The organism is Hathewaya massiliensis (assembly GCF_902143515.1).
GTDB lineage: Bacteria > Bacillota > Clostridia > Clostridiales > Clostridiaceae > Hathewaya > Hathewaya massiliensis.
The window spans coordinates 755,905-769,287 of the sequence record NZ_CABFVD010000001.1 but is presented as its reverse complement, the minus strand read 5'-3'; the positions used below and the strand labels follow the sequence as shown (position 1 = coordinate 769,287).

At 35.4% G+C, this 13,383-nt stretch carries 7 protein-coding genes, 2 tRNA genes and 2 rRNA genes; all 11 read left to right on the top strand.

Features of this window, described 5'->3' with window-relative positions:
* The first annotated feature begins 2 nt into the window (after positions 1–2).
* Positions 3–79, top strand: a tRNA-Ile gene (locus FNZ64_RS03575).
* Between the two features lie 5 nt (positions 80–84).
* A tRNA-Ala gene (locus tag FNZ64_RS03570) sits at positions 85–160 on the top strand.
* 290 nt (positions 161–450) lie between these two features.
* Complete coding sequence (locus FNZ64_RS03565) at positions 451–1,149, top strand: response regulator transcription factor (protein ID WP_142413491.1); 699 nt, start codon at positions 451–453, stop codon at positions 1,147–1,149.
* Positions 1,142–2,392, top strand: a complete 1,251-nt coding sequence (locus FNZ64_RS03560) for a sensor histidine kinase (RefSeq protein ID WP_142413490.1) — start codon at positions 1,142–1,144, stop codon at positions 2,390–2,392. Before FNZ64_RS03565 ends, FNZ64_RS03560 begins: the two co-directional genes overlap by 8 nt.
* Before the next feature lie 243 nt (positions 2,393–2,635).
* A complete protein-coding gene (locus FNZ64_RS03555; RefSeq protein ID WP_142413489.1) occupies positions 2,636–3,322 on the top strand; it encodes an ABC transporter ATP-binding protein in 687 nt (228 codons plus the stop codon).
* Positions 3,315–5,981 carry an ABC transporter permease gene (locus FNZ64_RS03550; RefSeq protein WP_185903665.1) on the top strand — a complete coding sequence of 889 codons (2,667 nt, stop codon included), beginning with the start codon at positions 3,315–3,317 and terminating at the stop codon, positions 5,979–5,981. The genes FNZ64_RS03555 and FNZ64_RS03550 overlap by 8 nt, the downstream gene beginning before the upstream one ends.
* Positions 5,982–6,270: 289 nt before the next feature.
* Complete coding sequence (locus tag FNZ64_RS03545; RefSeq protein ID WP_142413487.1) at positions 6,271–7,704, top strand: MATE family efflux transporter; 1,434 nt, start codon at positions 6,271–6,273, stop codon at positions 7,702–7,704.
* 172 nt (positions 7,705–7,876) lie between these two features.
* Entirely contained in the window at positions 7,877–8,077 is a 201-nt protein-coding gene (locus tag FNZ64_RS03540; protein ID WP_423244923.1) for a DUF896 domain-containing protein, read from the top strand.
* A gap of 440 nt (positions 8,078–8,517) precedes the next feature.
* Positions 8,518–8,676, top strand: coding sequence for a hypothetical protein (locus tag FNZ64_RS14600; protein ID WP_185903664.1), 159 nt, complete (start codon positions 8,518–8,520; stop codon positions 8,674–8,676).
* 33 nt (positions 8,677–8,709) lie between these two features.
* Positions 8,710–10,224 (top strand): 16S ribosomal RNA (locus tag FNZ64_RS03535).
* A gap of 242 nt (positions 10,225–10,466) precedes the next feature.
* Positions 10,467–13,373: ribosomal RNA gene (locus FNZ64_RS03530) — 23S ribosomal RNA — on the top strand.
* The 16S and 23S rRNA genes sit together here, the layout of an rRNA operon.
* The last annotated feature ends 10 nt before the right edge of the window (positions 13,374–13,383 follow it).

Here is a 13,383-nt window from a genome sequence, read left to right as displayed (position 1 = left end):
ACGGATCATTAGCTCAGTTGGTTAGAGCAACCGGCTCATAACCGGTAGGTCTGGGGTTCGAGTCCCTGATGATCCACCATATTTGGGGGTATAGCTCAGCTGGGAGAGCACCTGCCTTGCACGCAGGGGGTCAAGGGTTCAAATCCCTTTATCTCCACCAAAACAAGTTATGAAGAAATTCATAACTTGTTTTTTTTTATGCAAAAATTTAGTATATAATGATTATATAAGTTATAAAAGTAGTTATACTTTAGAAATATTTATCCAGGCACATAGTCGAATCTTCTCCAACTTTAAAGAAAGGCAGAGAGTCCAAATCTTCGGTTTGGTAGGAATGGTTTTCACAGAGTGCGATTGGAGTAGTAGTTTCACAGAGTGCGATTGGAGTATTAGAGCGGATAGTCCTGGATAAAGGATAATAAATATAAGAATAAATAGGGGAGATTAAAAGTGGAAAAAATCTTACTAATTGAGGATGATGATGGTTTAGCATTAGGAATCGAATATGCCTTAAAAAAAGAGGGATTTACAGTTAGTAGAGGTGAAGATTTAAAAGGGGGTAGAGAAGTATTAAATAATAATTCCATAGATTTAATACTCTTAGATATAACTCTTCCAGATGGAAATGGATATGATTTTTGTAGAGAGGTTAGAAATAGAAGTGATTTACCTATAATTTTTTTAACTGCTTGTGATGATGAAGTTAATATTGTTCTAGGATTAGACTTAGGAGCAGATGACTACATAACAAAACCCTTTGGAGTAAAGGAATTGATAGCTAGAATTAAAGCAGTCTTAAGAAGAAAGGGTAATATTAAAAAGGAAGAAAATAAGGATATTATTAAAAAACATAATATAAGATTAGATTTAAAACAGGCGAAGGTTTATAAAAATGAGGAAGAAGTATGTTTAACTTCAGTGGAATACAAATTGCTTTTATTTTTCATGCAAAATCCTAATCAAGTTTTAACAAGAAATCAAATTTTTCAACAGTTGTGGGATGTTTATGGTGAATTTGTGGATAACAATACATTGTCTGTGTATATTCGTAGGCTTAGAGAAAAAATAGAGGACAATCCAAGTGAACCTAAATTAATATTAACTGTAAGAAGATTTGGTTATAGGTTAGAGGGGGAAAAACATGATTAAGGTTATTAAAAATCCAGAAATTAAAAAGATAATAAGCCAATTTATTATTATTTATGTTTTATTTATAATTATAGGCACATTTATTATAAATTATGAAATAGACAATTATAAAAAGATGCTTGTATTTAATAATACCGCTATTATAGGAAATATTTATTCAAATCCTAATTTAGATATAAATAAAGAAATTAAATTAATTACAAAAAATATATCAGAGAAGGAGTATATAAAAGGGAAAGAAGTTTTAGAGAAATATGGTTATAATGAAAGTATACAATTAGAACTTATCCCTTTATATAAAGATATATACAAAGACACTAAAATTAGGTTTATAGGTTTTACATCTATATTTTTTATGTTTTTTCTCATCATAATACATATTAATTATTCGAAAATATATTTTAAACTTGATAAAGTAATAAAAGTATCTACAGAATTTATTGATGGAAACTTTGACTCAACATTAGATTATTTAGAGGAAGGTACATTTTCAAGGTTAAATAGTAACTTTAATGAAATGGGAAAGAGATTAAAAATGAATATAGATGAACTAAAAAATGAAAAGGTATTTCTTAAGAATTTACTTTCTGATATTTCACATCAATTAAAAACTCCATTATCATCTTTAAAAGTATATAATGATATTATTTTATCCATGGAAGAATTCAACAAAGATGAAGTTTTAAAGCTTTGTACATATAGTGAAAGACAATTAAATAGAATGAAATACCTTATTGAGAGCTTGTTAAAACTTGCTAAATTGGAAGCGGGTGCTCTGGAGTTTAATTTAGAAAAAGAATCTATTATTCATACTACTTTAGAGGCTTTAGAAATTTTAAAAGGAAAAATAAGAGAGAAAAATATTTCCTATAAAATTCATTATGATAAAGATATTATAGTTTTACATGATAGTTTTTGGACTGCAGAAGCATTGAGTAATATTATAAAAAATTCCATAGAACATACAGAATATAGTGGGAAAATAGATATTTATTTTAAGAATAACCCTATTTTTAAAGAAATTATTGTTAAGGACAATGGCGAAGGGATTTTAAAGGAGGATATACCTCATATTTTTGAGAGGTTTTATAAAGGAAATAAATCTAAAAAATCTGATAGTGTGGGTATAGGGCTTGCATTATCTAAATCTATTATGCAATTGCAAAATGGTGATATAAGAGTCAAAAGCGAAGAGAATAAGGGTACAGAATTTATTATAACCTTTTTAGAAGAAGTTATTTAATGTAATAAGTAATAAATTAAGGAATCTTACTAAATTGTAAGGTTCCTATTCATTTAAAAGTAAGCTTTATTTGGTATTATTAAATTGTAAAAAGACTACTTAATTTCAAATGGTATTCTTACTATCCTTGAAAGTTTAGAAGCCTTTGTATAAGAGATATATGTTATGATTCTTAAAATTTAAAGAGGAATAGCATATTAGTATGTCTAGTTATAAAAATTAAAAGTTATGGGGGATTACTACATGGAAATTATAAGAACTATTGATTTATGTAAAACTTATGGAAAAGGGGATCTTAAAGTTGAAGCCCTTAAGAATATAAATATTTCTATTGAAAAAGGAGAATTCGTTGCAATAGTAGGACCAAGTGGATCAGGGAAAAGTACACTTTTGCATATACTTGGAGGGCTAGACAAGGCTACATCAGGGAAGATTATTATAAATAATCATGACATATTTTCTTTTAGTGAGGAGAAGCTATCTGTATTTAGAAGGAGAAATATAGGGTTTATATTTCAATTTTACAACTTAATTCCTGTATTAAATATAGAAGAAAATATTGCTCTTCCACTTATGCTAGATAATATAGAAATAGAAAAAGAGTATTTAGAAGAACTTTTAGAGATATTAGATCTAAAGGAAAGAAGAAAACACATTCCTTCTCAATTGTCTGGGGGACAGCAACAAAGAGTATCTATAGGAAGGGCATTAGCTTATAAACCACCTATTATTTTAGCTGATGAGCCTACTGGAAATTTGGATAGTAAAAACAGCAGGGAAGTTATAGAACTTTTAAGGTATTCAGCAAAGAAATATCATCAAACTTTAATTTTAATAACCCATGATTTAAATATAGCAGAGCAGGCAGATAGGATAATTAGAATTGAAGATGGGGAAATTGCGAAAAATGAGGTGGTTCGCAATGATTAGTTTTTCTCAAATGACTTATAGATATTTAAAATCAGATATAAAAAAAGCTATTCTTAATATTTTTGGCATAATATTATCCATATCCCTTATAACTGCAATAGGAACTATGGCCATAAGTTATAAAAATAATACCATAGAAAATGCAAGAAAAAATAAAGGGGATTATCATATTAAAGTTTCATCTATAGATAAAAATAGGTTAGAGGAAGTTGAAGGAACAGTTGGAGTAGATAAAATAGGAATTAATAAAGAGTTAGGATATTCTAAGTTAGATAAAAAACATTATATAAGAATTAGGGAACTTAGCAGTAATTCTTTTAATATGCTTTCTTTAAAAATAATTCAGGGGAGATTACCTAAGGAAAATAATGAAGCTATAGTGGAAATGTCAGCATTAGATCAAATTTTAGGAGACAAAAAAATTGGTGATCTTGTTAAGTTACCTTATGGAGTTATGCAAGATAGTGAAGAAGATAAAAGTGATGATGAGGGTAATAATGAAAATACCAAGGAAAAGTATAAAGAGGTTGGAAATCGTGAATTTAAGATAGTTGGAGTTATAGAAGATTATTATGATAGTAATTCTATTTCTAGAAAAGATATTTTAATATATAAAAATGATTTTTCTGAAGAGAATAAAGTGGACTTATACTTAAAATTTATAGAAAATAAAAATATGCAGAAAGAACTTATAAAAGTGGGAGAAAAGCTAGGTAATGAGTATAAAATTGAGGAGAATTCGGTACTTATAAATAGTGTTAGTAGTAATTTTCATAGTAGCATGGATTCTACAGTTAATAGTTTAGCTCTTATCTTAATTTCTATAATAGTAGTTTGTACTATAGCAGTTATATATAATTCTTTTAATATTTCTGTTTTAGAAAGGATAAAGCAATTTGGAATTTTAAGATCTGTAGGTGGATCACCTAAACATATAAAAAAATTAATTATAAAGGAAAGTATTATTCTAGGATTAACAGGTATTCCTTTAGGACTTATAAGTGGAGTTATTGCAGTTAAAGTTGTAATGTTTTTTCTGGGACAAAATGAATACTCATATTTTAATAATTTTAAGGTAATAATTTCTCCTAAGATCTTAATGATTAGTGTTTTAATAGGAAGTGTAGCAATTTTTTTAGCATCTATTTTTCCGGCTATATACGCCTCAAAGGTATCCCCTTTAGTAGCAGTACAAAATAGAGGCAGTATAAAAGAAAAAGAAGGAAATGTAAAAACAAATAAACTTATAAAAAAAATATTTAAAATAGAAGGGCAACTAGCGTATAAAAATCTTAAAAGAAATAAGAAAAAGTTTAGGATTACCAGCTTTTCTATAGCTATAAGTGTAATTTTATTTGTTGTTTTTCATGGATTTTTATTTAATATTATGGATATAGAAGAGACTTATGGTAGAAGCAATAGGGGGTCTAAAGTTATATTTAATATTTATAATAAAGATTTTTCTACCAAAGGGGGAGAGGGATTTAATCTATATGAGAAACTAAAAAAAGATTCAAGAATAAACGTAGATAGAGAATTTGATTATATTGGTGGAAATATAAAAATTCCCGAAAATAAAGTTCTAGATAAGAGGGCATTGAGGTATGGAAATAAAGATGGGAATATGGTGGAACAAAGGATTAGTATATCTAGTTATGAAGAAGAACAGTTGAATGAATTTAGGAGTTATTTGGAGTCTGGTTCTATTGATTATAAAAAAATGATTGAAGAAAATCAAGTATTACTTCTTCAAAATGACTATAATATAGATCCTGTAAGTAAAAAACGTTCTATAATTAAAACTCATGATTTTAAGGTTGGAGATTTTATAGAAATAAGAAATGATATATATGATAAGGATAAAAATATATGCACTATTAAAACTAAGGCTAAAATATGTGGAATACTAAATAAAAGTCCTTATGGAGAAAGTTATAATCAAAATGGAAATTTAAAAATAATAGCATCAAACACTCTTCAAGAGAAAATAATAAATAAGGGTTTTATGGAATTAGAAAAATATTACAAAGGTGATTATAATATTAAAGAAGATATTTTAAGGAGAAATGGTCTTATTCAAGAAAATTTCAAAGATGGTAAATTAATTTCTAAAAACTTATCCATAAGTTTAAAAAAGGATTTAAGCAAAAACGATATAAATAAACTAATAGAAGATTTAAAAATTGAAGCTATTACTAATCGAGCATCTTATATGAATTTATATAAAAATTTTCAGGAATCAAATCAAATGGATATAGCTATTAAGGTTTTTATATATGGATTTATTGTGGTTATTTCTTTAATAAGTAGCTTAAATATAATAAATAGTGTAAGTACTAATATAATTTTAAGAAAACGTGAATTTGCTATTGTTAAAGCAGTTGGACTAGGGGATAGGGGAATAAAGAAGATGGTTACCCTAGAGGGGATTTTATGTAGTTTAATCGGGGTCTTATATGGAACAATTATAAGCAGTGTATTAGTTAATATTTTAAATAAAACTACACAACGATCCTTCGATGTAAACCTAACATTGCCATATATGAGTATTTTAATAGCAACAGTATCAGCTTTGACTATAGGATATTTATCTACTTTAATTCCATTAAAAAAGATAAGAGAAGGTAATATAGTAGAGGATATAAAGAAGGATCTATAAGATATATTAGAATATGTTGTAAAAGTAATATTTATTAATTTACTATGAGTGAAACCATGTATAAAAGGATGTTTTATTTACTTTTATGCATGGTTTTATGTTATTTAGGTATATTGTTTATTAAACATTAGATATTAAGTATTAGATGATTATAGCTCAATATTTAATATGTATGATTGTTTATAAGGGTGTAGAGTAGTTCTTTGTGTTGAAATATTATGAAAATTACATTAAGATAATTAGTATATCGAAATTTTTGAAAATAGAATAATTTATTGGGGAGGAATTTATGGCGCAGAAAGATAAAACTCTAAAAAAGCATAAAATTACTGAAGAGTTAAGAGAAGATAATTTAGCTAAAGATACATTTAAGCTTGCATTACCAGCCATAATGGAGATGATCATGCAAACCTTATTAGGCTTTGCAGACATGGCTATGGTAGGTGGCTTAGGAGCTGCAGCTATTGCATCCATAGGGCTTAGCGATATGCCAATGATGACTGCTATGTCTGTATTTGCTGCTATAAGTGTTGGAACTACAGCCTTAGTTGCAAGAGCTATAGGTGCAAAAAAACCTAAAGAGGCCGGCGAAGTTGCTAAACAATCTTTAATAATTAGTGTATTAATTGGAGTGGTCTTTACAATATTAGCCTTATGCTTAGCAAGAAGTATTATAGTCTTAATGGGTGCAGAACAAGATGTAATTCCAATATCAACAGAATATTTTAAAATAACAAGTCTAGGATTACCTATGATGATAATAACTTTAATAATGTCTGGAGTTCTAAGAGGAACAGGAGACACAAAGACACCTATGTATATAAATGGTGCTGCAAATCTTTTAAATATTATAGGGAACTTTTTTCTTATATATGAAAGTAGAACTCTATCCTTTGTAATACCCATAATTCGTAAAAATGTAAATATATTCATACCAGGGGCAGGCATGGGGGTTGCTGGTGCAGGAATAGCTACCACAATTTCAAGGGTAGTAGGTGGGGTTATAGTTTTATTTATAGTTTTCAGTGATAAAATTCCTATAAAAATAAATTTAAAAGAGAAAATAAAATTAGACTTTAAAATTATAAAGAGAATATTTAATATAGGAATTCCTGCTGCAATAGAGCAATTCTTTATGAGATTTGGACAACTTCTCTTTGGAAGAATAGTTTCAAGCTTAGGAACTGTTATGTATGCATCACATAGAATAACTTTAACTGCAGAATCCCTTTCATTCAATGTAGGTTTTGGGTTTGCTCTTGCAGCTACAACCTTGGTTGGACAATATCTAGGAGCTGAAAAACCTGAGGTTGCTGAGAAAAGTGGATTTGTAGCTGTGAAAATGGGAGCCATATTTATGGGATCGGTAGGTATAATTTTCTTTTTATTTCCCGATTTATTATTAAAAATATTTACAAGAGATCAGGAGATTCTCAAGTATTCTAGAAGTTGTTTAAGGATAGTTGCTATATCACAACCATTTCTAGCAGCTTGCATGGGCTTTGCAGGAGGACTTCGAGGTGCAGGGGATACTAGAAGTGTACTTATAATTACTGTTCTTGGAATATGGTGTGTAAGATTAAGCCTTGCTTATTTATTTGCTATAGTATTAGGCTATGGGCTTATAGGGGCATGGATTGCTATGAGTGTTGATTTAATATTCAGAGGATGTTTATTGTTTTTTAGGTTTAAGAGTGGCAAGTGGAAAAAGGTGCAAGTATAGTATAGGATTTTATAATTAAGATATACTTTTTAAAAGCGTATAGTGTATAATAAATTATATTAATTTAAAATATAACTATGTTAGATAAAAATGTTGATATGAAAGTCATTTTATCACAGATTCAACAAAATGTTTAACAAAGCCAAATATAAATGCTAGAAAGGAATATATTATGGATTACAGTAAAATTGAATTTAGTGAAATTATTGCTAGAATAAATGAACTATACAAGAAAAGCCAAGAAGAAGGATTGACTGAAGAGGAAAAATTAGAGCAAAAAAAACTTAGAGAATACTATGTAAGTGTTATGAAGAATAATTTTAAAGTTCAGTTATCTAAAGTTAAAAAAGTAGATTCTAATATTAAACATTAAGCTTATTATAAATATAAGAAAACAAGATTAAGAAAAGAAGTTTAACATCTCCTATTGAATAGTTTATATTCTATATTATCAATAGGAGATGTTTTATTTAACTATAATATAAACAAAAATGTATAATGAAACTTATCTTAAAGATAACCTTGCCTAGTGTATCAGTATATTTAAAACCTTAGAATTATGTAGAAAATTAAAGTATAATAAAAATAATCTTAGTAAATAATAGATAAAGAATGATGTTATTGTTTTATAGATGATATAATAAAAAACGTTCCACAGAGAACAAATGTAACACAAAATAACAACTTAAAAAAGTTGTTGACAAATATAAATCAGTTTGATATACTGATTAAGTCGCTTGAAGAGAGTGACAAAAATTAAAGAAATTGGTCTTTGAAAATTAAACAGAGTAAGATAAAAGAACTCGCATTCTTTTGAGAAAAAGAAAAGAAATAAAGAAACAAGTTCAAGTCAGTAAAATGCTTGAGCAAGTGGATAAACTCAAATTAAGAAAACTGATTTGTATAGCTAAAACCTTTATAGTTTATGTAAATAAGCTAAAAGGAAACTCCTCAGCTAGCGCTGATGAGTAAGATGCTACACGAAACAAGTTTCTAGTATCATCTTAAATTGAGAGTTTGATCCTGGCTCAGGACGAACGCTGGCGGCGTGCTTAACACATGCAAGTCGAGCGATGAAGTTCCCTTCGGGGAACGGATTAGCGGCGGACGGGTGAGTAACACGTGGGTAACCTGCCTCAAAGAGGGGGATAGCCTTCCGAAAGGAAGATTAATACCGCATAATATCTTTTTATTGCATGATAGAAAGATTAAAGGAGCAATCCGCTTTGAGATGGACCCGCGGCGCATTAGCTAGTTGGTGAGGTAACGGCTCACCAAGGCGACGATGCGTAGCCGACCTGAGAGGGTGATCGGCCACATTGGGACTGAGACACGGCCCAGACTCCTACGGGAGGCAGCAGTGGGGAATATTGCGCAATGGAGGAAACTCTGACGCAGCAACGCCGCGTGAGTGATGAAGGTCTTCGGATTGTAAAGCTCTGTCTTTAGGGACGATAATGACGGTACCTAAGGAGGAAGCCACGGCTAACTACGTGCCAGCAGCCGCGGTAATACGTAGGTGGCAAGCGTTGTCCGGATTTACTGGGCGTAAAGCATGCGTAGGCGGATACTTAAGTGGGATGTGAAATCCCGGGGCTTAACCCCGGTGCTGCATTCCAAACTGGGTATCTAGAGTGCAGGAGAGGAAAGCGGAATTCCTAGTGTAGCGGTGAAATGCGTAGAGATTAGGAAGAACACCAGTGGCGAAGGCGGCTTTCTGGACTGTAACTGACGCTGAGGCATGAAAGCGTGGGTAGCAAACAGGATTAGATACCCTGGTAGTCCACGCCGTAAACGATGGGTACTAGGTGTCGGGGTTTCGTTACCTCGGTGCCGCAGTTAACACATTAAGTACCCCGCCTGGGGAGTACGATCGCAAGATTAAAACTCAAAGGAATTGACGGGGGCCCGCACAAGTAGCGGAGCATGTGGTTTAATTCGAAGCAACGCGAAGAACCTTACCTGGGCTTGACATCCCAAGAATCCCGTGGAAACATGGGAGTGCCCTTCGGGGAACTTGGAGACAGGTGGTGCATGGTTGTCGTCAGCTCGTGTCGTGAGATGTTGGGTTAAGTCCCGCAACGAGCGCAACCCTTATTGTTAGTTGCTACCATTAAGTTGAGCACTCTAGCAAGACTGCCTGGGTAACCAGGAGGAAGGTGGGGATGACGTCAAATCATCATGCCCCTTATGTCCAGGGCTACACACGTGCTACAATGGTCGGTACAGAGAGATGCAAGATCGTGAGGTGGAGCAAATCTCACAAAGCCGATCTCAGTTCGGATTGTAGGCTGCAACTCGCCTACATGAAGCTGGAGTTACTAGTAATCGCGAATCAGAATGTCGCGGTGAATGCGTTCCCGGGCCTTGTACACACCGCCCGTCACACCATGAGAGTTGGTAACACCCGAAGTCCGTGAGGTAACCTTTTGGAGCCAGCGGCCGAAGGTGGGATCGATGATTGGGGTGAAGTCGTAACAAGGTAGCCGTAGGAGAACCTGCGGCTGGATCACCTCCTTTCTAAGGAGAATTCGAAAAGATTACGATCTTTTCGTAGCGAGCACTTACTCTGTTTAATTTTGAAGGACCAAAATTCCTTCAAATAAGTAGAATCTCCAAAGGGAGAAAAGACTAACGTCTAAAAGATTAAAATAATCTAAGGATGTTAAGTTAACTACTTTGTTCTTTGAAAATTGCACAATGAATAATAATTATAATAACTATATTTTACTGAAAAATGTAAACTTTAGTTACTCATGATAGGTCAAGTTAGAAAGGGCGCATGGCGAATGCCTTGGCACCAGGAGCCGATGAAGGACGTGATAAGCTGCGATAAGCTGTGGGTAGCCGCACATAGGCTGTGATCCACAGATTTCCGAATGAGGAAACTCATACACTAAACAGTGTATATTCTGAACTGAATACATAGGTTCAGAAAGGTAAACCCGGGGAACTGAAACATCTAAGTACCCGGAGGAAGAGAAAGAAAAATCGATTTCCTAAGTAGCGGCGAGCGAACGGGAAAGAGCCCAAACCAGAAACTTGTTTCTGGGGTTGCGGACAGATCATAACGTGGAGGCTATTGTAGTCAAAGTAAGCTGGAAAGCTTCACCGCAGAAGGTAATAGTCCTGTAGACAAAACAAGAAGACCACAGATCTGATCCAGAGTACCACGAGACACGTGAAACCTTGTGGGAAGCAGGGAGGACCACCTCCCAAGGCTAAATACTACCTGGTGACCGATAGTGAAGAAGTACCGTGAGGGAAAGGTGAAAAGAACCCCGGGAGGGGAGTGAAATAGAACCTGAAACCGTGTGCCTACAATCGGTCGGAGCACTTTATATGTGTGACGGCGTACTTTTTGTAGAACGGGCCAACGAGTTACGATATGTAGCAAGGTTAAGCACTTAAGGTGTGGAGCCGAAGGGAAACCAAGTCTGAATAGGGCGCTTTAGTTGCATGTCGTAGACCCGAAACCGGGTGACCTATCCATGGCCAGGATGAAGCGGAAGTAAAATTCCGTGGAGGTCCGAACCACGTTGGTGTTGAAAAACCATGGGATGAGCTGTGGATAGCGGAGAAATTCCAATCGAACTCGGAGATAGCTGGTTCTCCTCGAAATAGCTTTAGGGCTAGCGTCAGGTAATTGAGTAATGGAGGTAGAGCACTGAATGAGCTAGGGGGCTTCACCGCTTACCGAACTCTATCAAACTCCGAATGCCATATACTTTTATCCTGGCAGTCAGACTGCGAATGATAAGATCCGTAGTCAAAAGGGAAAGAGCCCAGACCATCAGCTAAGGTCCCAAAGTGTAAGTTAAGTGGTAAAGGATGTGGGATTTCTAAGACAACTAGGATGTTGGCTTAGAAGCAGCCACTCATTTAAAGAGTGCGTAATAGCTCACTAGTCAAGAGATCCCGCGCCGAAAATGTTCGGGGCTAAAACTTACCACCGAAGCTATGGATGTACGTAGTACATGGTAGAGGAGCTTTCTGCACAGGTTGAAGCTGTACCGTAAGGAGCGGTGGACAGTGCAGAAGTGAGAATGTTGGCATGAGTAGCGAGAAATAGGTGAGAATCCTATTGGCCGAATACCTAAGGTTTCCTGAGGAAGGCTCGTCCTCTCAGGGTTAGTCGGGACCTAAGCCCAGGCTGAAGAGCGTAGGCGATGGACAATCGGTTGATATTCCGATACCGCCAAACTTCGTTTGACAAATGGGGTGACGCAGAAGGATAAGATGTGCATACTATTGGATTGTATGTCTAAGCATTTAGGCAGACTAGATAGGCAAATCCGTCTAGTTAATGCTGAGGTGTGATGGGGAGCGAATTTATTCGCGAAGTATCTGATTCCACGCTGCCAAGAAAAGCCTCTATGGAGAAGTTTGGTGCCCGTACCGCAAACCGACACAGGTAGGTGAGGAGAGAATCCTAAGGCCGACGGAAGAATTGTTGTTAAGGAACTCGGCAAATTGACCCCGTAACTTCGGGAGAAGGGGTGCCTAGCGAAAGCTAGGCCGCAGTGAATAGGCCCAGGCAACTGTTTAACAAAAACACAGGTCTCTGCTAAAGCGTAAGCTGATGTATAGGGGCTGACGCCTGCCCGGTGCTGGAAGGTTAAGGGGATCTGTTAGCGCAAGCGAAGCAGTGAACTTAAGCCCCAGTAAACGGCGGCCGTAACTATAACGGTCCTAAGGTAGCGAAATTCCTTGTCGGGTAAGTTCCGACCCGCACGAATGGCGTAATGATCTGGGCACTGTCTCAACAACAAATCCGGTGAAATTGTAGTGCAAGTGAAGATGCTTGCTACCCGCAGTTGGACGGAAAGACCCCGTAGAGCTTTACTGCAACTTAACATTGAACTTCGGTATTGTCTGTACAGGATAGGTGGGAGACTTGGAGATACCCTCGTCAGGGGGTAAGGAGTCGTCCTTGGGATACCACCCTGACAGTACTGGAGTTCTAACGAAGGGCCATGAAACTGGTCGTCGGACATTGTTAGGTGGGCAGTTTGACTGGGGCGGTCGCCTCCGAAAGTGTAACGGAGGCGCCCAAAGGTTCCCTCAGCGCGGTCGGAAATCGCGCGAAGAGTGCAAAGGCAGAAGGGAGCCTGACTGCAACACATACAGGTGGAGCAGGGACGAAAGTCGGGCTTAGTGATCCGGTGGTACCTCGTGGGAGGGCCATCGCTTAACGGATAAAAGCTACCTCGGGGATAACAGGCTGATCTCCCCCAAGAGTCCACATCGACGGGGAGGTTTGGCACCTCGATGTCGGCTCGTCGCATCCTGGAGCTGAAGTCGGTTCCAAGGGTTGGGCTGTTCGCCCATTAAAGCGGCACGCGAGCTGGGTTCAGAACGTCGTGAGACAGTTCGGTCCCTATCCGCTGCGGGCGCAGGAAATTTGAGAGGAGCTGTCCTTAGTACGAGAGGACCGGGATGGACTGACCTCTGGTGCACCAGTTGTCACGCCAGTGGCACAGCTGGGTAGCTATGTCGGGACAGGATAAACACTGAAAGCATCTAAGTGTGAAGCCTACCTCAAGATAAGATTTCCCATGACTTTAAGTCAGTAAGACTCCTTGAAGAACACAAGGTTGATAGGTGAGAGGTGGAAGCATGGTAACATGTGTAGCTGACTCATACTAATAAGTCGAGGACTTGACCAAATAATATTCA

Excerpts from the sequence above, each read along its gene's own strand:
- FNZ64_RS03555 (WP_142413489.1), top strand. The coding sequence starts at position 2,636 with ATGGAAATTATAAGAACTATTGATTTATGTAAAACTTATGGAAAAGGG.
- FNZ64_RS03560 (WP_142413490.1), top strand. The coding sequence starts at position 1,142 with ATGATTAAGGTTATTAAAAATCCAGAAATTAAAAAGATAATAAGCCAA.
- FNZ64_RS03545 (WP_142413487.1), top strand. The coding sequence starts at position 6,271 with ATGGCGCAGAAAGATAAAACTCTAAAAAAGCATAAAATTACTGAAGAG.
- FNZ64_RS03540 (WP_423244923.1), top strand. The coding sequence starts at position 7,877 with ATGGATTACAGTAAAATTGAATTTAGTGAAATTATTGCTAGAATAAAT.
- FNZ64_RS03550 (WP_185903665.1), top strand. The coding sequence starts at position 3,315 with ATGATTAGTTTTTCTCAAATGACTTATAGATATTTAAAATCAGATATA.